15 protein-coding genes, 2 tRNA genes, 2 rRNA genes, 2 pseudogenes and 1 riboswitch are annotated in these 22900 nt (G+C 53.1%); of the genes and pseudogenes, 8 read left to right on the top strand and 13 right to left on the bottom strand.

Annotated features, from left to right (window positions below):
- Nucleotides 1–30: 30 nt before the first annotated feature.
- The 6 genes from O1Q98_RS12660 to btuB form a co-directional block, all read right to left on the bottom strand.
- Nucleotides 31–2945 (bottom strand): 23S ribosomal RNA (locus O1Q98_RS12660).
- Nucleotides 2946–3110: 165 nt separating this feature from the next.
- Nucleotides 3111–3186, bottom strand: a tRNA-Ala gene (locus O1Q98_RS12655).
- Between the two features lie 58 nt (nucleotides 3187–3244).
- Nucleotides 3245–3321: transfer RNA gene (locus tag O1Q98_RS12650), tRNA-Ile, on the bottom strand.
- Between the two features lie 68 nt (nucleotides 3322–3389).
- Nucleotides 3390–4929, bottom strand: a 16S ribosomal RNA gene (locus tag O1Q98_RS12645).
- Together the 16S and 23S rRNA genes with 2 tRNA genes alongside form the textbook arrangement of a ribosomal RNA operon.
- A gap of 356 nt (nucleotides 4930–5285) precedes the next feature.
- Complete coding sequence (gene murI / locus O1Q98_RS12640) at nucleotides 5286–6158, bottom strand: glutamate racemase (protein ID WP_125257903.1); 873 nt, start codon at nucleotides 6156–6158, stop codon at nucleotides 5286–5288.
- Nucleotides 6103–8001 carry a TonB-dependent vitamin B12 receptor BtuB gene (gene btuB / locus O1Q98_RS12635; RefSeq protein WP_125257902.1) on the bottom strand — a complete coding sequence of 633 codons (1899 nt, stop codon included), beginning with the start codon at nucleotides 7999–8001 and terminating at the stop codon, nucleotides 6103–6105. Before btuB ends, murI begins: the two co-directional genes overlap by 56 nt.
- Before the next feature lie 72 nt (nucleotides 8002–8073).
- Nucleotides 8074–8267, bottom strand: a riboswitch (cobalamin riboswitch).
- Nucleotides 8268–8465: 198 nt separating this feature from the next.
- Between btuB and trmA the strand changes: the two genes are divergently transcribed.
- Nucleotides 8466–9569: a tRNA (uridine(54)-C5)-methyltransferase TrmA gene (gene trmA / locus O1Q98_RS12630; RefSeq protein ID WP_125257901.1), complete on the top strand. Its 1104-nt coding sequence runs from the start codon at nucleotides 8466–8468 to the stop codon at nucleotides 9567–9569.
- Here the strand turns inward: trmA and O1Q98_RS12625 are convergent.
- Both O1Q98_RS12625 and fabR read right to left on the bottom strand, forming a co-directional pair.
- Nucleotides 9566–9937, bottom strand: a complete 372-nt coding sequence (locus tag O1Q98_RS12625; protein WP_125257900.1) for a YijD family membrane protein — start codon at nucleotides 9935–9937, stop codon at nucleotides 9566–9568. The genes trmA and O1Q98_RS12625 overlap by 4 nt on opposite strands.
- 14 nt (nucleotides 9938–9951) lie before the next feature.
- Nucleotides 9952–10596 carry an HTH-type transcriptional repressor FabR gene (fabR, locus tag O1Q98_RS12620; RefSeq protein ID WP_205744229.1) on the bottom strand — a complete coding sequence of 215 codons (645 nt, stop codon included), beginning with the start codon at nucleotides 10594–10596 and terminating at the stop codon, nucleotides 9952–9954.
- Between the two features lie 203 nt (nucleotides 10597–10799).
- On the opposite strand from fabR, the pseudogene sthA reads away from it, so the two are divergent.
- Nucleotides 10800–12201: pseudogene (gene sthA / locus O1Q98_RS12615) on the top strand (Si-specific NAD(P)(+) transhydrogenase).
- Here sthA and oxyR read toward each other — a convergent pair.
- Nucleotides 12184–13101: a DNA-binding transcriptional regulator OxyR gene (oxyR, locus tag O1Q98_RS12610; protein WP_125257899.1), complete on the bottom strand. Its 918-nt coding sequence runs from the start codon at nucleotides 13099–13101 to the stop codon at nucleotides 12184–12186. The pseudogene sthA and the gene oxyR sit on opposite strands and share 18 nt — an antisense overlap.
- A gap of 163 nt (nucleotides 13102–13264) precedes the next feature.
- Between oxyR and O1Q98_RS12605 the strand changes: the two genes are divergently transcribed.
- Complete coding sequence (locus O1Q98_RS12605) at nucleotides 13265–13996, top strand: glutathione peroxidase (RefSeq protein ID WP_125257898.1); 732 nt, start codon at nucleotides 13265–13267, stop codon at nucleotides 13994–13996.
- A 207-nt stretch (nucleotides 13997–14203) separates the two neighbouring features.
- Here the strand turns inward: O1Q98_RS12605 and metF are convergent, their stop codons facing one another.
- Nucleotides 14204–15100, bottom strand: coding sequence for a methylenetetrahydrofolate reductase (metF, locus tag O1Q98_RS12600; protein ID WP_125257897.1), 897 nt, complete (start codon nucleotides 15098–15100; stop codon nucleotides 14204–14206).
- A gap of 520 nt (nucleotides 15101–15620) precedes the next feature.
- Here metF and O1Q98_RS12595 point away from each other — a divergent pair.
- From O1Q98_RS12595 to O1Q98_RS12580, 4 genes and pseudogenes are all read left to right on the top strand, one after another.
- Nucleotides 15621–16259, top strand: a complete 639-nt coding sequence (locus O1Q98_RS12595) for a TetR/AcrR family transcriptional regulator (RefSeq protein ID WP_269975599.1) — start codon at nucleotides 15621–15623, stop codon at nucleotides 16257–16259.
- Nucleotides 16260–16355: 96 nt separating this feature from the next.
- Nucleotides 16356–16652: an alcohol dehydrogenase catalytic domain-containing protein gene (locus O1Q98_RS12590; RefSeq protein WP_278141775.1), complete on the top strand. Its 297-nt coding sequence runs from the start codon at nucleotides 16356–16358 to the stop codon at nucleotides 16650–16652.
- A gap of 139 nt (nucleotides 16653–16791) precedes the next feature.
- A complete protein-coding gene (locus O1Q98_RS12585; RefSeq protein WP_278141773.1) occupies nucleotides 16792–17280 on the top strand; it encodes a zinc-binding dehydrogenase in 489 nt (162 codons plus the stop codon).
- Nucleotides 17281–17311: 31 nt separating this feature from the next.
- Nucleotides 17312–18203 (top strand): annotated as a pseudogene (locus tag O1Q98_RS12580) (oxidoreductase).
- Between the two features lie 111 nt (nucleotides 18204–18314).
- On the opposite strand, the gene O1Q98_RS12575 reads toward O1Q98_RS12580, so the two are convergent.
- A complete protein-coding gene (locus O1Q98_RS12575; protein ID WP_125257893.1) occupies nucleotides 18315–20747 on the bottom strand; it encodes a bifunctional aspartate kinase/homoserine dehydrogenase II in 2433 nt (810 codons plus the stop codon).
- Between the two features lie 2 nt (nucleotides 20748–20749).
- Nucleotides 20750–21910, bottom strand: coding sequence for a cystathionine gamma-synthase (gene metB / locus O1Q98_RS12570; protein WP_125257892.1), 1161 nt, complete (start codon nucleotides 21908–21910; stop codon nucleotides 20750–20752).
- A 185-nt stretch (nucleotides 21911–22095) separates the two neighbouring features.
- Between metB and metJ the strand changes: the two genes are divergently transcribed.
- Nucleotides 22096–22413 carry a met regulon transcriptional regulator MetJ gene (gene metJ / locus O1Q98_RS12565; RefSeq protein ID WP_125257891.1) on the top strand — a complete coding sequence of 106 codons (318 nt, stop codon included), beginning with the start codon at nucleotides 22096–22098 and terminating at the stop codon, nucleotides 22411–22413.
- A 181-nt stretch (nucleotides 22414–22594) separates the two neighbouring features.
- Here the strand turns inward: metJ and rpmE are convergent, their stop codons facing one another.
- Nucleotides 22595–22810 (bottom strand): 50S ribosomal protein L31, encoded by a 216-nt coding sequence (gene rpmE, locus O1Q98_RS12560; protein WP_125257890.1) that lies wholly within the window; start codon nucleotides 22808–22810, stop codon nucleotides 22595–22597.
- Between the last annotated feature and the right edge of the window lie 90 nt (nucleotides 22811–22900).

Genomic DNA, 22900 nt, shown 5'->3' with positions numbered 1-22900 from the left:
CGTCTCTCACCAAAACACCTTCGGTGTTGTAAGGTTAAGCCTCTCGGGTCATTAGTACTGGTTAGCTCAACGCATCGCTGCGCTTACACACCCAGCCTATCAACGTCTTCGTCTTAAACGTCCCTTCAGGGGCCTCAAGGGCCCAGGGAAGACTCATCTCAGGCGAGTTTCCCGCTTAGATGCTTTCAGCGGTTATCCGTTCCGAACGTAGCTAATCAGCGGTGCTCCTGGCGGAACAACTGACACACCAGAGGTTCGTCCATCCCGGTCCTCTCGTACTAGGGATAGATCTTCTCAATCTTCCAACGCCCACGGCAGATAGGGACCGAACTGTCTCACGACGTTCTAAACCCAGCTCGCGTACCACTTTAAATGGCGAACAGCCATACCCTTGGGACCTACTTCAGCCCCAGGATGTGATGAGCCGACATCGAGGTGCCAAACACCGCCGTCGATATGAACTCTTGGGCGGTATCAGCCTGTTATCCCCGGAGTACCTTTTATCCGTTGAGCGATGGCCCTTCCATTCAGAACCACCGGATCACTAAGACCTGCTTTCGCACCTGCTCGAGCCGTCACTCTCGCAGTCAAGCTAGCTTATGCCTTTGCACTAACCTCCTGATGTCCGACCAGGATTAGCTAACCTTCGTGCTCCTCCGTTACTCTTTGGGAGGAGACCGCCCCAGTCAAACTACCCACCAGACACTGTCCGCAACCCCGATTAGGGGCCCCGCGTTAGAACATCAAACATTAAAGGGTGGTATTTCAAGGTTGGCTCCATGCAGACTGGCGTCCACACTTCAAAGCCTCCCACCTATCCTACACATCAAGGCTCAAGGTTCAGTGTCAAGCTATAGTAAAGGTTCACGGGGTCTTTCCGTCTTGCCGCGGGTACACTGCATCTTCACAGCGAGTTCAATTTCACTGAGTCTCGGGTGGAGACAGCCTGGCCATCATTACGCCATTCGTGCAGGTCGGAACTTACCCGACAAGGAATTTCGCTACCTTAGGACCGTTATAGTTACGGCCGCCGTTTACCGGGGCTTCGATCAAGAGCTTCGCCTTGCGGCTGACCCCATCAATTAACCTTCCGGCACCGGGCAGGCGTCACACCGTATACGTCCACTTTCGTGTTTGCACAGTGCTGTGTTTTTATTAAACAGTTGCAGCCAGCTGGTATCTGCGACTCCCGTCAGCTTCGTCCGCAAGGGACTTCACCAACAGGAGCGTGCCTTCTCCCGAAGTTACGGCACCATTTTGCCTAGTTCCTTCACCCGAGTTCTCTCAAGCGCCTGAGTATTCTCTACCTGACCACCTGTGTCGGTTTGGGGTACGATTCAATGTTACCTGATGCTTAGAGGCTTTTCCTGGAAGCAGGGCATCTGTCACTTCAGTACCGTAGTACCTCGTCATTACGCCTCAGTGTTAACAGCAGACCGGATTTGCCTGGTCCACCCACCTGCACGCTTAAACCGGGACAACCGTCGCCCGGATGACATAGCCTTCTCCGTCCCCCCTTCGCAGTAACACCAAGTACAGGAATATTAACCTGTTTCCCATCGACTACGCTTTTCAGCCTCGCCTTAGGGGTCGACTCACCCTGCCCCGATTAACGTTGGACAGGAACCCTTGGTCTTCCGGCGTGCGGGTTTTTCACCCGCATTATCGTTACTTATGTCAGCATTCGCACTTCTGATACCTCCAGCAGCCCTCACAGGCCACCTTCACAGGCTTACAGAACGCTCCCCTACCCAACAACACATAAGTGTCGCTGCCGCAGCTTCGGTGCATGGTTTTAGCCCCGTTACATCTTCCGCGCAGGCCGACTCGACCAGTGAGCTATTACGCTTTCTTTAAATGATGGCTGCTTCTAAGCCAACATCCTGGCTGTCTGGGCCTTCCCACATCGTTTCCCACTTAACCATGACTTTGGGACCTTAGCTGGCGGTCTGGGTTGTTTCCCTCTTCACGACGGACGTTAGCACCCGCCGTGTGTCTCCCGTGATAACATTCTTCGGTATTCGCAGTTTGCATCGGGTTGGTAAGCCGGGATGGCCCCCTAGCCGAAACAGTGCTCTACCCCCGAAGATGAATTCACGAGGCGCTACCTAAATAGCTTTCGGGGAGAACCAGCTATCTCCCGGTTTGATTGGCCTTTCACCCCCAGCCACAAGTCATCCGCTAATTTTTCAACATTAGTCGGTTCGGTCCTCCAGTTAGTGTTACCCAACCTTCAACCTGCCCATGGCTGATCATCACCGGGTTTCGGGTCTATACCCTGCAACTTAACGCCCAGTTAAGACTCGGTTTCCCTGCGGCTCCCCTCTCGGTTAACCTTGCTACAGAATATAAGTCGCTGACCCATTATACAAAAGGTAGCACGCAGTCACCCTGATAAATCAAGGCTCCCACTGCTTGTACGTACACGGTTTCAGGTTCTATTTCACTCCCCTCGCCGGGGTTCTTTTCGCCTTTCCCTCACGGTACTGGTTCACTATCGGTCAGTCAGGAGTATTTAGCCTTGGAGGATGGTCCCCCCCATATTCAGACAGGATACCACGTGTCCCGCCCTACTCATCGAACTCACGACCTGTGCATCTTCGTGTACGGGACTGTCACCCTGTATCGTGCGCCTTTCCAGACGCTTCCACTGACACACAAGCCGATTCAGGTTCTGGGCTCTTCCCCGTTCGCTCGCCGCTACTGGGGGAATCTCGGTTGATTTCTTTTCCTCGGGGTACTGAGATGTTTCAGTTCCCCCGGTTCGCCTCACACACCTATGAATTCAGTGTGTGATAGTGTGTCGAAACACACTGGGTTTCCCCATTCGGGTATCGTCGGGTATAACGGTTCATATCACCTTGCCGACGCTTATCGCAGATTAGCACGCCCTTCATCGCCTCTGACTGCCTAGGCATCCACCGTGTACGCTTAGTCGCTTAACCTCACAACCCGAAAGTGTTTCGGGATGCAAGTTTTTGAGAGACTCGAACAACACATGCATTCGCATACACATGCTGTCGTTTCAATTTTCAGCTTGTTCCAGATTGTTAAAGAGCAGAATACTTCGCAGCATACTGTTTCCAGTACACTCTGAAGTCATTCGTTAATGGTGGAGCTATGCGGGTTCGAACCGCAGACCTCCTGCGTGCAAAGCAGGCGCTCTCCCAGCTGAGCTATAGCCCCATCGTAGTGAGTACAACCTTTTTCAGCCCCGCGCCGTGCTCTCGCACCCTCGCGAAACTGGTAGGCCTGAGTGGACTTGAACCACCGACCTCACCCTTATCAGGGGTGCGCTCTAACCACCTGAGCTACAAGCCTATAAGGTTTTACTGCTCGTTTTCTTCATCAGACAATCTGTGTGGACACCACGCAGACTCTTCACTCGGTAAGGAGGTGATCCAACCGCAGGTTCCCCTACGGTTACCTTGTTACGACTTCACCCCAGTCATGAATCACAAAGTGGTAAGCGCCCTCCCGAAGGTTAAGCTACCTACTTCTTTTGCAACCCACTCCCATGGTGTGACGGGCGGTGTGTACAAGGCCCGGGAACGTATTCACCGTAGCATTCTGATCTACGATTACTAGCGATTCCGACTTCATGGAGTCGAGTTGCAGACTCCAATCCGGACTACGACGTACTTTATGAGGTCCGCTTGCTCTCGCGAGGTCGCTTCTCTTTGTATACGCCATTGTAGCACGTGTGTAGCCCTACTCGTAAGGGCCATGATGACTTGACGTCATCCCCACCTTCCTCCGGTTTATCACCGGCAGTCTCCCCTGAGTTCCCACCCGAAGTGCTGGCAACAGAGGATAAGGGTTGCGCTCGTTGCGGGACTTAACCCAACATTTCACAACACGAGCTGACGACAGCCATGCAGCACCTGTCTCAGAGCTCCCGAAGGCACACCCGCATCTCTGCAGGCTTCTCTGGATGTCAAGAGTAGGTAAGGTTCTTCGCGTTGCATCGAATTAAACCACATGCTCCACCGCTTGTGCGGGCCCCCGTCAATTCATTTGAGTTTTAACCTTGCGGCCGTACTCCCCAGGCGGTCGATTTAACGCGTTAGCTCCGGAAGCCACGCCTCAAGGGCACAACCTCCAAATCGACATCGTTTACAGCGTGGACTACCAGGGTATCTAATCCTGTTTGCTCCCCACGCTTTCGCACCTGAGCGTCAGTCTTCGTCCAGGGGGCCGCCTTCGCCACCGGTATTCCTCCAATCTCTACGCATTTCACCGCTACACCTGGAATTCTACCCCCCTCTACGAGACTCTAGCCTGTCAGTTTTGAATGCAGTTCCCAGGTTAAGCCCGGGGATTTCACATCCAACTTAACAGACCGCCTGCGTGCGCTTTACGCCCAGTCATTCCGATTAACGCTTGCACCCTCCGTATTACCGCGGCTGCTGGCACGGAGTTAGCCGGTGCTTCTTCTGCGGGTAACGTCAATCGACAAGGTTATTAACCTTGTCGCCTTCCTCCCCGCTGAAAGTGCTTTACAACCCGAAGGCCTTCTTCACACACGCGGCATGGCTGCATCAGGCTTGCGCCCATTGTGCAATATTCCCCACTGCTGCCTCCCGTAGGAGTCTGGACCGTGTCTCAGTTCCAGTGTGGCTGGTCATCCTCTCAGACCAGCTAGGGATTGTCGCCTAGGTGAGCCATTACCTCACCTACTAGCTAATCCCATCTGGGCACATCTGATGGCAAGAGGCCCGAAGGTCCCCCTCTTGGTCCGAAGACGTTATGCGGTATTAGCTACCGTTTCCAGTAGTTATCCCCCTCCATCAGGCAGTTTCCCAGACATTACTCACCCGTCCGCCGCTCGTCACCCAAGGAGCAAGCTCCTTTGTGCTACCGCTCGACTTGCATGTGTTAGGCCTGCCGCCAGCGTTCAATCTGAGCCATGATCAAACTCTTCAATTTAAGTTTGATTGTGTTTTCCGAAGAAAACGGTGCTCAAAGAATTTACTGTTTATTCGTAATGAATTAACTGTTGTCACTCTTCAAGACTTTCACAAAAGTTTTTGCGAAGTGTCCTGCGAGTGCCCACACAGATTGTCTGATTAATTGTTAAAGAGCAGTGCGACCGGCCTGAGCCTGCTGTCGCGAGGTGGCGTATACTACGCTTTCCTCATGAAGAGTCAACGTTTATTTTCGTTTTCTCTTTGCTGACACCGCGTTGCGTTGCCGCTGTTGCCGTGTCAGTGGAGGCGCATTATAGGGACTTCCTGCGGCCTGACAAGCCCTAAATTTCAAAAATAATATCGACCGCTCAATATTCACGCAGAAGAGGTGAGCAGGGTCAATTTTTCGAGCGAATTAAAGCCATAACGGCGTAAAACTGGCCAAAGCGTCGCAACTTTAGGTGTAATCGACAAACAATAAGCGAGATTCTTCTCTGTTGAGTATTTGGGGTTATCCAAATGATCTATCAACCACGCGGTTCTGCGTGCGATAGCAGAGCCGGAATCCACCAGTCGGGTTCCATCTGGCAACACATGCTGTAACTCTTCGGTCAGCAGCGGAAAATGGGTACACCCCAGCACAACCGTGTCCGGCGGTTCTAGCAATTTCAGCCACGGACGCAAAATTCTGCGCAGCGCTTCCTCGGAAACAGACTCGCCTTGCAGTTTAGCCTCAGCAAACTCAACCAATTCTGCCGAGCCCAATAGCAAGATCTGGCAGTCATGAGCAAAACGTGAAATCAATTCATGAGTGTAAGAGCGTTGCACCGTTGCGCGGGTAGCAAGTAAACCGACAACCCCGTTGCGGGTCAGTTTCGCCGCAGGCTTCACCGCAGGAACGACACCGACCACCGGGAAATCAAAACGCGCACGCAGTGCGGGCAATGAGATAGTGCTGGCGGTATTGCAGGCAATAATGACTAAGGATAAGGGGTGCTGCTTTTCTACCGCTTCGACGATAGAAAGAACACGTTCGATAATAAACTGCTCAGGCTTTTCCCCGTAGGGAAAAGCCTCATTATCAAATGCGTAGATATAATGTAAGTCCGGCAGTAAATTGCGAACTTCATCATAAACAGACAACCCGCCCACACCAGAATCAAATACCAACACGGTGGGGCGGGGAGGTAAATCAGAAACTATAGCTTCCGGTAAGATAGTATTCTCGCCCTGCGGTTCGGTAGCCATACGCCGTCTCATAATTCTTATCAAACAGGTTGGCTATTCTACCACGAACCGTGAGATGAGAGGTGACGGGATATGATGCTGCGATATCAACCGTACTATAGCTAGGTAACTGGCGCTGTGTAGATACATACTCATTGGTATTGTTATCATAACGCTTACCGAAATATTGATAACTTACATCAACATCGACATCAGCAACCTTCCAACCAAGTTGATATTTAGCCTGTTGTTTAGCACGGCGTGCAATAACTTCGTTATCCTCATCCCGTCTGGCATCAAGATAGCCCAACGTAATTTGATGATTGAAGATTCCTGTATCAAATTGCCCCGTCCATTCCACCCCTTGTAAGGTTGCAGCTTTAACGTTGCTATAAACACCATTAAATGTCACAGGATCAGACGAATAGGTAAGTAAGTTGTTTACTTTGTTGTGATACGCAGACAAGCGCCAGTTCAAATAGCCGGTTATTCCCTCAACTCCTGCTTCCCATTGTTTGGACTCTTCGGGCTTCAAGTCTTTGTTAGGCATAATATTAATGTATTTTTGCCCAAACATCTGTCCTAAAGTCGGCGCCTGAAACCCAGTTCCATAGGAAAGGGTCAGCCTATAATCAGGCAGAAAATCCCAGCCAGCAGCTGTTTGCCAGGTACCGTGCTGACCAAACTGTTCGTTGTCATCGCCACGTACGGAACCCTCAACCGTAAAAGCGTTTATTTGCTGTTGGGCCGTTAGGTAAACACCGGTATTATCTCTTTTATAATCATCAGACTCTCTGGCAGCTGTATTATAATTTACGCCTTCGGAAATTAATTTTTGCTGCTGCCAATCGATCCCCGCACTGAGCATACCTTGACCAATTCGGTATGTATTTCCCCATTGCAGATTGCGTTGCTCCATATTATCCAGAGAGCTAATACCGTCGTACCGCCCTTCTGTATTCAGATAATTGATGAAACGATATTTTTGATAACTCGCTACCAGCTGTGAAGCGAAATCGCCTTGAATAAAGCGCACACCCGTATTGTAAGAGTGGTTATAAATTTGCTGCTCGTTTGTGCTGTTAGAGGATAAAGCATCATAATCGCTGTTCGCGCCGTAACCATATCCACGGATAAATGCAGACCATTGTTCATTAAAACGATGATCTACACCGCCCCAGAACGATTTATTACGCCAGCCATCTCTATCGCTGTCTGGGCCGTATGTTGATGACTCTGGCTGAACATTGAATCCTTTTGTATCTTGATATGCCCCAGCCAATGTTAATGTTGTGTTATCACCAATTGCCTGGCGCAAGCTGCCGTTATATTGCTGGTAATGATTACTACCAATCCCGGTTTCCAGCGTCCCACCCTTTTTATCTGACTGCGTGATGACGTTGATAACGCCACCAATCGCATCCGCACCATAAACGGCAGAACGAGGGCCTCGGATAAATTCAATTCGTTGCACTAACGACATTGGTATTTGATTAAAATCCGCAACACCTGTAATACCGGGTTTCGCCAGCGGAATACCATCAATCAAAACTAACGTATGACGGGCCTCTGAACCGCGAATATAAATAGAAGCACTTTGGCCAAGGCCTCCATTCTGCGCGATATCCACACCGGGTAGACGTTTTATAACCTCTAACACATTTTTCGACTGCCAGCGGTCGATATCGTCCCGCGTCACCACGGTGGTAGGGGCCAGTACGGAGGAAACGGGTTGGGGGAAACGGTTCGCCGTTACTACCATTGCGTCACGGCTCGTTGACTGTGTGCTGTCGTTACTCTGCGCCCACCCTGAAAATGAGGCAGTTATCGCCGCTGCCAGCAGCGTTATTTTTTTATTAAACATAGTTAAAGATGCATCCAAACTAAATTGGCGGGATGCCGCACCCTCATGATAGATAGCACGCGATAATCATGAACATTGCGACGTATACCGGCAGGTCTTCGGGCTTGGGTGCTGCCATGACTGGCAATAAGACGATGACTTCCCATCCTTCAGGACAGTGTCTGCACAAGGCTATCGCCTGCTATACCCCTTACCGCTGCGCGTCAGCTCCAGATTTGCACTGGATTCCCTTTTCACTTGCAATTAAGGCCGGACGCCCATGCTACGATCGCTAAAAGTAGATGTCTAGACTTCCATTTATTGGCGAAGTAACTAAACAACAAGGCTGGACATCATTGCCAGATACCCTACAATCGCGCCCTGACAACATTCCTGTTGTGCTATTTCTGTTGTGCTAATAGTGCAAAGCCAATGTTTTCAGCGCCCACATTCCCTTTATTGACTGCTTTTCGGATGAGACCCGCATGACGCCAGATATCCTGCCCATCGACCAGTATGACGCCCAACTCGAGGAGAAAATCGGACGTCTTGTCACCCTGATGGCCCCTTTTGGCGCGCCTGCACCTCGCGTGTTCCGCTCGCAAGTCAGTCACTACCGGATGCGGGCGGAGTTTCGTATCTGGCATGAGGGGGATGACCTCTACCACATCGTGTTCGATCAGCACACCAAGCAACGGATCCGCGTCGATCAATTCCCTGCCGCCAGTGAACTCATCAACCGCCTGATGCCCGTCCTGCTCGATGCCCTGCGTAGTGACCCGGTGTTGCGCCGTAAGCTGTTCCAGATTGACTACCTCTCGACACTGAGTGGCGAGATTGTGGTGTCACTGCTCTATCACAAAGCACTGAATGAGGAGTGGCAGCAGCAAGCCAGCGCCCTGCGAGACACATTGCGTGAGCAAGGTTTTGCGCTGCAACTGATTGGCCGGGCAACGAAAACCAAAATCTGTCTGGATCGTGATTACGCGGATGAGCGTCTGCCTGTCGCTGGCCGGGAGATGATTTATCGTCAGGTAGAAAACAGCTTCACCCAGCCGAATGCCGGGGTGAATATTCAAATGCTGGAGTGGGCGCTTAACGTTACTGCCGGTTCAAAAGGCGACTTACTGGAGCTGTATTGCGGTAACGGCAATTTTTCGCTGGCGCTGGCACGCAACTTCGAGCGGGTGTTAGCCACCGAAATCGCCAAGCCATCAGTGGCTGCCGCACAGTACAACATCGCCGCCAATCACATTGATAACGTGCAGATTATTCGTATGGCGGCAGAAGAATTTACGCAAGCGATGAACGGTGTACGCCAGTTCAACCGTTTGCAGGGCATCAACCTGAGTGACTACCACTGCGAGACGATTTTTGTTGACCCGCCACGCAGCGGCCTTGATGAAGATACGGTGAAACTGGTGCAGGCTTATCCACGCATTTTGTATGTGTCCTGCAACCCACAAACCCTGTGCGACAACCTGACAACCCTGAGCCAGACTCACCGTATCAGCCAGTTAGCGCTGTTTGATCAGTTCCCCTACACCCACCATATGGAGTGCGGCGTCTTACTGGAACGATGCGTCTAGTGCGTGTCGCTCTCTTGTGCGGGCTTGCGCGCCCGCAACTTCGCCACCAGCCATAGTGCCAGCGCCACACACAAGACAGAAGGCACGAAATTCGAGCCGATTTGCGGATATTCCGCCCGTACAATCGCGCTGTACAGTAACAGGCCGAGTAAGAAGCAGCCCGCCGCCAGCATCGGAGTGCCTTGCGGCATGGCGTGGTGCATGTAGCGCTGGTGCAGGCAATAAACAGACAGCACCAGCGCAATTAACGGAAAAATGGAAAAGGGCACCGGCGAACTGAACACCGCAATAAAAGAACCGTTAGCAGACAAACCCGCCAACAGCGCCAATACCAGCGTGCCTTTTTCTGACTGTTTCTGCTCTGTCATCATGCCTCCTCTGATTATCCTTCAGGATAAGAGCCAAAGCCTTTACCCTGCTCTTTGCGATACCAGTAATAAGCGCCTTTGGCAATCATGCGCAGTTGCAATACCAAACGCTCTTCCAAATGCCGCCGTTGTTCGGCATCCACGTCCAGCGCCTCGGCGCCCGCGCTAAAGACAATCGTCACCATCGCTTCTGACTGTGCTTCGGCGAAGCTGCGCGGAATATGATTTTCGACTTCAAGGTAATCGGCCAGTTCCGCAATAAAATGCTGAATTTCCCGCGCGACAGCCGCACGAAACGCCGCCGATGTACCAGAACGTTCACGCAGCAACAAACGAAACGCGTTTGGATTGTTACCGATAAACTCCATAAACGTCGAGACCGAGGTGCGAATCACGCTGCCGCCGCTTTTGACAATGCGCTGCCGCGCCTGGCGCATCAGTTGCCGTAGCATCAGGCCGCTTTCATCGACCATCGTCAGCCCCAATTCATCCACATCGCGGAAATGGCGATAAAACGAAGTGGGGGCAATGCCTGCTTCGCGGGCTACCTCACGCAAACTCAGGCTGGCGAAGCTACGTTCAGCGCTTAACTGGCTGAATGCCGCTTCGATCAGGGAACGGCGCGTCCGTTCTTTTTGTTGTGCTCTGACACCCATTATCCTGCCCAACTTCATCGCTCTCCTTAAGTGAAGAAAAGCACTATAACAAACTTTAGTTGCCACATACTGCGGCAAAGTTTGCCATAGTAAAAGTGTGATCCGCCTTTCCCCCACAGAGATGAGGGATGATTGGGTTATCCGTCGGACGATGTTACAATCGCGTTAGCAATTTGTATAAAAACAAGGTGGTTACTACCATGTCGATACAACAGCAATACGATTACGATGCCATCGTGATTGGGTCAGGCCCCGGCGGCGAAGGCGCTGCTATGGGGCTGGCGAAACAAGGCGCTAAAGTCGCCGTGATAGAACGGCACTACAATGTCGGCGGAGGATGCACCCACTGGGGCACCATCCCCTCAAAAGCCCTCAGACACGCCGTTAGCCGCATCATCGAATTCAACCAAAACCCACTCTACAGCGATAATGCTCGTGTCATTAGCTCTTCGTTTTCCGATATTCTGCGCCACGCCGATAGCGTTATTGGCCCAACAAACCCGTATGCGACAGGGGTTTTATGAGCGTAATCATTGCGAGTTGTTCTCCGGCGAAGCGCGGTTTATCGACGCCCATACCCTCGCGGTTTACTACCCGGACGGCTCTCACGACGCGCTGACTGCCGCCCATATTATTATCGCCAGCGGATCGCGCCCTTATCACCCGGCGAGCGTCAATTTTGACCATCCCCACATCTACGACAGCGATTCGATTCTCGATCTGGACTACGAGCCTAAACACGTCATCATCTACGGCGCTGGGGTGATTGGTTGCGAATATGCATCGATCTTCCGTGGCTTAAACGTCAAGGTTGATTTAATCAACACCCGCGACAGGCTGCTGGCGTTTCTGGATCAGGAAATGTCGGATGCGCTGTCATACCATTTCTGGAACAACGGTGTGGTTATTCGCCACAACGAAGAGTTTGACCAAATCGAAGGCGTCGATGACGGGGTCATCGTACACCTGAAGTCCGGCAAAAAAATGAAAGCAGATTGCCTGCTGTATGCCAACGGACGAACCGGTAATACCGAAAACCTGGGGCTGGAACAGATCGGGCTGGAAACAGACAGTCGCGGGTTGCTCAAGGTCAACAGCATGTATCAAACCGCGCAGGCTCACATTTACGCCGTCGGCGATGTGATTGGTTATCCAAGCCTGGCGTCAGCCGCTTACGATCAAGGCCGCATCGCCGCACAAGCCATCACCAAAGGAGATGCCACCGCCCATCTGATTGAGGATATCCCAACCGGCATTTACACCATTCCCGAGATAAGCTCTGTCGGCAAAACCGAACAAGAGCTAACGGCGATGAAAGTGCCCTACGAAGTGGGACGTGCGCAGTTCAAGCATCTGGCGCGGGCGCAAATCGTCGGCATGAACGTCGGCAGCCTGAAAATTCTGTTCCACCGCGATACCAAACAAATTCTTGGCATCCATTGTTTTGGCGAGCGTGCGGCCGAAATTATTCACATCGGCCAGGCCATCATGGAACAGAAGGGGGAAGGCAACACCCTCGAGTATTTCGTGAACACCACCTTCAACTACCCGACCATGGCCGAAGCTTATCGGGTAGCGGCGCTAAACGGATTAAACCGGCTGTTTTGATTGCTGCTCCATATAGAGCTGCATGTGTTCACGAACAGACTCGGCCAGTTGCTCATAACGGCCACGTAGCGGCGAGCCCGGACGATACACCAGTGCAATGGTGCGTTTGGGCTCAGGTTTATGGCAAGGCAGGTAGCACACGCCGTCACGGATTTTGTCTTGCGGCACCGCCAGCGACGGCAACAGTGTGATACCGCTACCTGCCGCCACCATGTTGCGCAGCGTTTCAAGACTGGTCGCGCGAAAATGGGTGTCCTCATCTGCTCCGGCCTGAAAACAAAAACCCATCGCCTGATCGCGCAGGCAGTGGCCATCTTCCAGCATCAGCAGTTTTTCCCCAGCCAAATCAGACATGGCCACCCGCTCGCGGTTAGCCCATGGATGCTCTTGATAAATCGCCAGTTTCATTGGTTCATCAAACAACGGTACTTCAATAAAGGCTTCGGTCTCTTTCACCATCGCCAGAATCGCGCAATCCAGCTTACCGCTATCGAGCTGGGCTAACAGTTGATGGGTCTGGGCTTCATGAAGATACATCTCCAGCTTCGGGAAACTGCGATGCAGCATGGGAATAATATGAGGCAACAAATAGGGGCCAACGGTCGGGATTAAACCAATATGCAGCGGGCCTGACATGGTTTCGCCTTGCTGACTCGCCATCTCTTTGAGTACCTTAACTTCACGCAACACCGTTCTGGCTTGTTCAACCAGTAGCAACCCAGCCTGAGTAAACAACACCTTACGACTGGTTCGCTCCAACAGCATTACACCCAACTCATCTTCCAGCTTGCGAATCTGGCCACTCAGCGTGGGTTGGCTGACGTGGCATGAGTCCGCCGCCCGCCGAAAATGGCGGTGCTCTGCCAATGCCACCAGATACTCTAAATCCCGAATATTCATGCCTTCATTCCCCTAAACATGATAGTCCCTAGCGATAAATAGAATAGCAACGAACGATTAGCCCTATCAACTTCTGATAGTGAATAATGATGTCAATACGTCGAGTCCAGATGAATGACGGATTTCGCCAAACAGAATTTTTCGACAAATTAGAGACTGAAATATGTTTGCAAGCCAAGAAGGCAAAAAAATTCCCGCTGTCACCTTTCATACCCGACAAGGCGATCAGTGGGTTGATGTGACGACCGACGAACTGTTCAACCATAAAACCGTGGTCGTCTTTTCTTTACCAGGGGCCTTTACACCAACATGTTCTTCCAGCCATTTGCCACGCTATAACGAGTTGGCTGCCGTATTCAAGCAGTTTGGTGTTGATGCGATTCTGTGCGTTTCCGTCAACGACACCTTTGTGATGAATGCCTGGAAAGCTGACCAAAACGCAGAAAATATTACCTTTATTCCTGACGGCAACGGTGAATTCACCCGTTCAATGAATATGCTGGTCGAAAAAGCGGAAATAGGCTTCGGCCCCCGCTCCTGGCGCTACTCGATGCTGGTTCGTGACGGTATCGTAGAAAAAATGTTTGTTGAGCCGAATAAACCAGGCGACCCGTTTGAGGTTTCCGACGCCGACACCATGCTGAAATACCTGGCTCCACACTATAAGGTACAAGAATCCGTTGCCCTGTTCACCAAGCCCGGTTGCCCGTTTTGCGCCAAGGCCAAACAGTTGCTTCAGGACAACGGCATACAGTATGAGGAAATCATGCTGGGCAAAGATGCCACCACGGTCAGCTTGCGAGCCGTGACCGGGCGCAGCACCGTACCGCAGGTGTTTATCGGTGGCCGACACATTGGCGGAAGTGAAGAACTGGAAACGTTTTTGAGCGCCTGAGCTCAAGCATCGCCACCCTGAATATATGAACTCCGGGCCCTGTCAGGCTCTGAATGTGTAAGCTGTAGCTGTATAACTTTTTCAAGCCAACGAAACTTTGGCGGGCCTCGGCCCGCCCTTTTTTTCACTAACGTGAAAGACGCAAAACATCAACACCCAAACACAGAGAACCTGACGGGCGTTTATGTTATGCGTATGCGGCAAACATCAGGCGGAAACAGCCGGGCGCACACCCAGTGTATGGCAAATGGCATAGCTCAGTTCTGCACGGTTCAGCGTGTAAAAATGAAAATCTTTCACCCCTTCACGGCTAAGAATCTTCACCATATCCATAGCAATTGATGCACCGACCATTTTGCGGGTTTCCGGGTCATTATCCAGCCCTTCAAACATCGCGGTCATCCAGTTTGGCACCCGCACGTTGGTCATGGTGGCAAAACGCTGTAATTGTTTGAAATTCGAGACGGGTAGAATACCCGGCACAATCTCTACATCGATACCGGTCGTCACGCAGCGGTCACGAAAGCGCAGGTAGCTTTCCACGTCGAAAAAGAACTGGGTGATGGCACGATTAGCGCCAGCGTCGATTTTACGTTTCAGGTTAATCAAATCCGCCTGAGCGCTTTTCGCCTCCGGGTGAACTTCAGGGTAGGCGGCGACAGAAATATCAAACTCACCCACGTCTTTAAGCAACGACACCAGATCGGCTGCGTACATTTCTGGCTTGCCGCCGCCCGCCGGTAAGTCGCCGCGCAACGCCACGATATGGCGAATACCGCTGTTCCAATAATCTTGCGCAATGGCTTTTAATTCGTCACGCGTCGCATCAACACAGGTTAAATGCGGCGCGGCCTCAAGACCGGTGCGCTCCTTAATCCCTTTGATAATGCTGTGGGTGCGATCGCGCTCACCCGAATTAGCGCCATACGTTACCGAAACAAACTTAGGCTTCAGGCTACTCAGACGGTCAATAGAGCTCCACAGCGTTTCTTCCATCTCGCTGGTACGCGGCGGGAAAAATTCAAAGGAAACATTAATCCGGCCCTGCAATTCTGCCAGATTCTGGTTCAGCGCTTCCCGATGGTTCGCGTGGAAAAAGCTCATATCCTTACCTCAATTCGCCATGTTTATCGTTATTTTTCACAAACGTCTATACGTTTAGACGTCCATATAGAAAATGACCGAATCCGCTTAAAGAGTCAACGCTTTTCACGCTGACGAATGCTGATGTTTACTCATCGAACATGAATAAAATTCATAATGCCGGAAGATGCGCCAGCCTCGGTCATCACGGGTGAGACGGTGGGTGCAATACCGGGAAGACATTTTTAGTATTGGCGGAAAACACGCCTCACGCCACTGAAGCAGACGGCATCACGCCATTGGTGATCCTGTTTCACAAAGCTATGTCTCACAAAATCAGTCTCACAACGCTATGCCCGACAAAGCGATGCCTCCTAAAACCAGTCTCACAACGCGATACCTGACAAAACCATGTCGCCTAAAGCTTCCTCGTCTAAATCCTCGTCGTTTATCCCGCTCCTGGATGATCGGCTTGCCAAGTTAAAATGGTATGGTACAGTACCACACATTGTTAATGAGACGTGAGTGAATGATAATGGCAATGCCGACTACACCGGCCCACCGCACAGCGAAAGGCGCACAACGGGTTCATGACTTGATCGTTGTCGCCGCTGAACAATTTCTCGAACATGGGTTTGAGGCCGTAGCCGTGGATAACCTGATAGCGCGGGTCGGGGGGTCGCGTCGTAACGTTTATAGCCATTTTGGCGGTAAAGAGGGGTTGTTTAAGGCCGCTATGCTCCATGTCAGTAACGAAATGGCAAAACCACTGGACAAACTTACGATAGCGGGCCGTGAGCCTGAAGAGGTGTTACCGGCATTTGGCCGTGAATTGGTACGTACCGCACTTTCGCCGCGAACGCTGGCAGTGCATCGCCTGCTGACGAATGAAGGTGGCCGTTTTCCTGAGATAGCACAGGAAATGCTGGCTGCAAGCTACCTGAAAATTCTCGATAAACTGGCGGACTGGATCGCCACACACCAGGCAAAACCGGCCAGTAAAATCAGTAACGCGTTCCCGGCCAAGGTATTAGCCGAAAAATTTATGAGCATGACCTCAAGCGACATCAAGCTACGCGCCATTGTCGGCTTGGTTTCCCTCCCGTTGTCCGATGAAGACATCGACAACATCGTCAATCACGCAGTTGATATTTTTCTCCACGGTATAACCGCCCGATAACAGCAACGTCGCGGGCGGCGACCGGGTGAGAAGACGTTGCAGTGCTGTTTACCAAAAGACCCGAGCCTTCAATTTACTGACCTTTGGAGCAACACGATGAAAGCTGTACGCCTGCACCATTTCAATACCACACCTGCGATTGAAGAAGTGCCCGTACCTGAGATTGCAGCCGATCAGGTCTTAATTCGCGTTGAAGCCGCCTCGCTTAACCCGCTGGATACGCTTGTCGCATCCGGTGTCGCCCGGCAGTTCTTTGAGATGAGATTACCCCTCACACTGGGCACCGATCTTGCCGGAACCATAGAGCGCGTCGGCTCCGGCGTCAGATCAGTGGCAAACGGGCGATCGGGTTATCGCCTGGACAGATGCGGGTCTGGGCGGTGCGCTGGCTGAATTCGCCGCCGTCCCCGCCGCATGCTGCGTACCGCTGCCGCCCGCGTTATCAGCCATCGAAGGGGCCGCCCTCCCGACCGCCGGGATCACGGCCTGGCACGCCTTATTTTCCAGCGCTGGCCTGAAGGCAGCAGAAACCGTGCTTATCCACGCAGGCGCAGGCGGCGTCGGTAGCTTTGCCATTCAGTTCGCACGCCACGCAGGCGCGCATGTCATTGCGACGGCTTCCGGTGATGGCGTGGAGCTGGCTCGTCGTCTGGGAGCGGAGACCGTTATCGACTACAAGATGCAAGATTTCACAACTTCGATACCGCCAGTCGATGTGGTGTTAGATCTGGTGGGGGGTGAAACACAAACCCGCTCTTATCAGGTGCTGCGACAATCCGGTCGTTTAGTTTCCACCGCGATGCCGCCGGACGACACTCTCGCCAGAGAGTACGGCGTTACTGCCACCATGTTTTATGCCAAACCCTATAGCAGCGGTTTGCAGGCACTCGCCACGCAGATTGCTCATCAAGGCGTGCGGGTGGTGATTGATAGACATGTACCGCTAGACACCTTTGATGATGCCTGGAACAGGCTTCTTTCCCGACAAGCGCGCGGAAAAATTACCGTCGCACTCGACTAACCGATAACGCAGTCCCAAAGGAACAGAAATCATGACAACCACACACCATCTCGGCGGTTCATTCACCCTGCCGGGCACATCGTTCACCCTCAAACGAATGGGTTACGGCACGATGCAACTGCCCGGGCCACATGTCTGGGGCCCCGCTCGCGATAAAAACGCCGCTATCGCCGTACTGCAAGAAGCGGTCGCACTGGGAGCAAATCACATTGATACTGCGGAGTTTTATGGCCCCGGCGTATCCAACCAGCTGATTCGCGAAGCGCTCCATCCTTATACCGACGACCTGACCATCATCACCAAAATACGGCTTCGTGCGCGGTGAACAGGGGTCATGGCACCCTGACCTGACGCCCGCAGGGCTGACTCGCGCCGTTCATGAGAACCTCACAAGCCTTGGGTTAGAGGCGCTGGATGTGGTGAATCTACGCGTGGGGGGTGCGCACGGGCCGGATGAACACGCTATCGCCGCGCCGCTGGACGTACTCATCGGGTTGCAACGACAGGGGCTCATTCGGCACATCGGCCTGTCAAATGTTTCCCCATCGCAGTATGCCGAAGCGGCATCGATGACGAACATCGTCTGTGTACAAAACCAGTACAATCTGGCACATCGCCATGATGACGCCTTTATTGACGCGCTGGCGGCAAAAGGCGTGGCCTATGTTCCCTTCTTCCCGTTAGGGGGATTTTCACCGCTGCAATCCATGGTGTTAACGGAAGTCGCGCAAGCCCAGGGTATCAGCGCCCGGCAGGTTGCACTGGCGTGGTTGCTACAGCGCTCGCCCAATATTCTGGTTATCGCGGGCACATCATCCGTGCATCACCTGCGGGAAAACTTCGCGGCGACGCAGGTGGTTCTGTCACCCGAACAGATTGCACAGCTAGACGAGATTGCCGCCAAAACGCCAAACCCCGCCTGATGCTGAACGTCTGCCGACAAAAAAGCCCGCCGAAGCGGGCTTTCACTTTCAATAACGCAGTATTACACATCTGACAGTTACACATCTGACAGTTACACACCGGGCAAAGCGTTATAACAGCTGCGCCAGACGGTTGAGATCGGACTGAATCGCCCCGGCGGTAACGTCCCGACCGGCTCCCGGCCCGCGAATGACCAGCGGATTATCACGATACCAGCGGCTTTCGATGGCAAACACGTTATCACAGGGCAGCAGGGCGGCCAGCGGATGATCCGGTCGCACGGCTTCGACGCCAACCCGCGCTTTGCCATTCACATCAAACCGGGCGACATAACGCAGCACTAACCCCAGCTCATTGGCGGCTTCCAGCCGTTGCAGCATCTGTTCATTCAGGGACTCGCCCTCTTCAAAGAACTGATCGACCGAGATATCTGCACAACCAGCGGGCACCAGTGACTCAACGCGCACCTGATTCGGCTCAATCTCATAACCCGCTTCACGCGCCAGAATCACCAGTTTGCGCATCACATCCTGCCCGGAGAGGTCAACGCGCGGATCGGGCTCCGTCAGCCCTTGCTGCCAGGCTTGATCGACCAAATCGGTAAAGGGCACCGTGCCGTCAAACTGCAAAAACAGCCACGACAGCGTGCCGGAAAAAATGCCGCTGATAGCCAGAATACTGTCGCCGCTTTCACGTAAATCGCGCACGGTATAGTTAACCGGCAGGCCTGCACCGACGGTGGCGTTATACAACCAGTGTCGGCCGGTTTTGGCGAACGCATCGCGGATTTGACGATAATTATCGCCCCCCGACGCACCGGCCAGCTTGTTGGCGCTGATCACATGGAAACCGTAACTGGCAAAATCCAGATACAGGTCGGCGACCGACTGGCTGGCGGTCACATCGAGCACCACCAGGTCATCATAGGGATGGGCGCGCATCCACAAAAACAGCTCGTCGTCATCACGCTCCTGCGCTTCATCGCCAAAAAACGCCAGCACCCGGCTGGCATCCAGCCCATCGTAATTCAGCAAACTGCGCGAACTATCGACCACGCCAGCCAGCGTAAACTCAAAACCGGTGCGCGCCGAAATCAGGCTTTGCTCGCGGGCAAACAGCTCCAGCCAGCGCGAGCCGATGTTACCTTTGCCAAACAGCACCAGGCCAATACGCTTTTCTGCACGGAACAGCGAGTGGTGCAGGCCGCGAATCAGATGCTCCGTCGGCCCAACGCGCAACACCGCCACCAGGCTGATGCCATCTTCCGCCTGCCAGACAAACTCAATCGGCTGGTCATGCAGTTGCTGATAAAAACGGTGGCTGTGCAGCGGATTACGGCACACGCCCGCGCCCACCATCGCCACCAGCGACAGCCCCTCGCGCAAATGCAGTGACATCGGCAACGCCGCCTGTTCCAGCACCTGCCAGGCGCTGCGCACCACTTCAGAGGTGTAGCACAGTTGCAGCAGGTTGCGATCCTGATGTACCCCCAGCGCCAGCGGCCTTATCTGGGCTTTTTGCAACAGTTGCTCAACCTCTTTCTGCGCGCGCGCAAAATCGTGAGACGCAGGAATATTGAGTTCAATCAGGCACACATCATCATGACTGGTGACAATTTTCGCGCCGGTGCCCGATGCCAACACGCGCTCGATTCGGGTTGAGCCTTGTTCAGGCTGGTAACTGCAACGCAGTTGCAGGTCGATATCGCTGCCGGAAACCGGCTGTAATGTGCGGGCATGCAAAACCGGGGCCGCCAGTCGCGCCAGTTCACTGGCTTCATCGAGGCGCAGCAACGGCAACAGGCAGGCATCTTTCACTTTACGCGGGTCAGCGCTGTACACCCCGGCAACATCACTCCAGATGGTAACGCGCTCAACTCCCGCCAGCGCACCAATCTGGGTAGCGGAATAGTCACTGCCGTTGCGCCCCAGCAACACCGTTTCACCCGCCTCATTGCGGCTGATAAACCCGGTGATCACCAGCCGCTGACCGGCATGCTGCGCCAGCAGTTGTTGCAGCAGTGGCCAGGAAAGCCCTTCGTCAACCTGCGGCTGTGCGGCGCGTTCGGCGCGTAAAAAAGCTCTGGCGTCCAGCCAGTCGGCAGGCAAATTGCGCAAACTCAGCACGGCCGCCATCAGCCGGGCCGACCAAATTTCGCCATGCCCGACAACTTCGGCGTATACCGCATCGGTGATATTGCCATCCAACAACGCGGCCAGCCGCTCAAGGTCACGGATGAATGCTTGCGTCAACGCGGCTGCCGCTTCCGCTGGCAGCAACCCGGCGATTAAATCGCTCTGATAGCGGCGCAGCGACTGCTGCACCTGATGGGCAGAAAGGCGATCCGTCTGGCTGAGGGTCAACCAACTGATTAACTGATTCGTGGTACTGCCTGCGGCAGACACCACCATCAAATCACCTGGGCGGCTGTAGTCCGCCATGATACCGGCAACACGTTGATAGCACTTCACATCAGCCAGGCTGCTGCCGCCAAATTTATGCAACTGCCGTCCTTTGACCGCAGATCCCCCTAACGCACCCATTATTACCCCTTGACTGCTGACTGAAAGGCCCGGTCGAGATCGGCAACCAGATCGTCACCGTCTTCAATACCCACCGAAATACGCAATAACGTTTCCGAAATCCCCGCAGCGGCCCGCGCTTGCGGCGCCATGCCCGCGTGCGTCATGGTGGCGGCATGCGAAATCAGGCTTTCTACGCCACCGAGTGACTCTGCCAGAGTAAACAACTCCAGCGACGATAGAAAACGGCGCAGGGTATTTTCATCACCGTTCAGCTCAAAACTCAACATCGCGCCGAAACCGGACTGCTGCCGACAGGCAATTTCATGACCGGCGTTCTCTGGCAACGAAGGATGATATAACGCTTTCACCAACGGCTGATGCCGTAAATACTCCACAATTTGCAGCGCGTTTTTCTGCGCCGCCGCCATACGCGGCGACAGCGTGCGTAAACCGCGCAGCAGTAAATAGCTGTCGAATGCCGCACCGGTGACGCCAATATTATTGGCCCACCAGGCAAGCTCCGTCACCACCTCAGCATCGCGGGCGATTACCGTACCAGCCACCACATCCGAGTGCCCATTGAGGTATTTGGTACACGAATGCACCACCAGATCCGCCCCCAGTTTCAACGGGTTTTGCAGCGCAGGGCTCAGGAAGGTGTTATCCACCACGCTTACCGCCCCTACGTCACGCGCCGCCTGGCAGATAGCCGCAATGTCCACCACGCGCAGCAACGGGTTACTCGGGCTTTCTACCAGTACCAGCTTCGGTTTTTCCGCCAGCGCAGCGCGAAGCTCGGCCTCATTACCCTGATCAACAAACTTCACCCGGAACACACCGCGCTTACTCAGGCTATCGAACAGACGATAGCTGCCACCATAACAATCGTGAGGAGCGACCAGCAAATCACCCGGGCGCAGAAATACGGTGCATACCAGCAGAATTGCCGACATACCGGTGTTGGTTAACACCGCACCCGCTCCGCCTTCCAGCTCCGCCAGCGCGCGTTGCACCACATCGCGGGTCGGATTGCCGCGCCGCGAGTAGTCATGGGCTCTGGGTTCATTAAAACCGGTGAAATTATAGGTGCTGGAGAGATGAATAGGGGGAACAACGCAGCCGTACTGCTCGTCATTGTTTAACCCACTGCGAACTGCAATAGTAGCCTGTTTACGCGTCATCGGTGCTTTTCCTGACTGGTGCAGATGTGAAGAAGAGTAGAGTAAACCCGGACAATATAGACGTCAATACATCTGGACTTCTAAACTTCTTTGCGTATAGATTGAGCATCCCTATAATAATCGTTAGAATTATGGTGTTTTATGCCAGTGACTGTTTTCATCACGATCAATATTTAAGGTATCCCATGGCTGAGTGGAATGGCGAATACGTAAGCCCATACGCTGAACACGGCAAGAAAAGTGAACAGGTTAAAAAAATCACCGTATCTATCCCTTTAAAGGTGTTAAAGATACTGACAGACGAACGCACCCGTCGCCAGGTCAATAACCTGCGTCACGCAACCAATAGCGAGTTACTGTGTGAAGCGTTTTTGCACGCTTTTACCGGCCAACCTTTACCGAATGATGATGATCTGCGTAAAGAACGCAGTGATGAAATTCCTGAAGAGGCGAAGGTGATTATGCGTGAGATGGGGATTGACCCGGATACCTGGGAATATTGAGCGGCGTCAGGCTCGCGCGAGTACAGCATGCGGGCCGCATCCAATAAAAACGACAGCGATATAAGCAACAACGACACAAACAACAAAGGCACCCGCAGGTGCCTTTGTTTTGGTGGAACGGTTCGCCTTCGAACCGTTTTGGTTGGACGCCATAACAGCGCCAACCTCGCCACCGCGATAATTACTTCTTGCTGCCCGGAACGCTGAAGCGTTTGTTGAAACGCTCAACACGGCCACCGGTGTCAACAACACGCTGTTTGCCGGTAAAGAACGGGTGGCAAGCACCGCACACGTCCAGGTTCAGGTCATGAGCAGCGGTGGAACGGGTTTTGATGACGTTACCGCAAGAGCAAGTCGCGGTAATTTCAACGTAATTCGGGTGAATACCTTCTTTCATGGGAAACCTCTGTTAAGGCCGTGTCGCTATCCAGCCCTGTTCCGCCAGACACCACACGAAGTTGTCTATAGTGAATGTTCACGCCCTGAC

It is taken from the genome of Dickeya lacustris, assembly GCF_029635795.1.
Lineage (GTDB): Bacteria > Pseudomonadota > Gammaproteobacteria > Enterobacterales > Enterobacteriaceae > Dickeya > Dickeya lacustris.
Note: the sequence above shows the minus strand (reverse complement) of the source record. Positions and strands in the feature narration are given on the sequence as shown.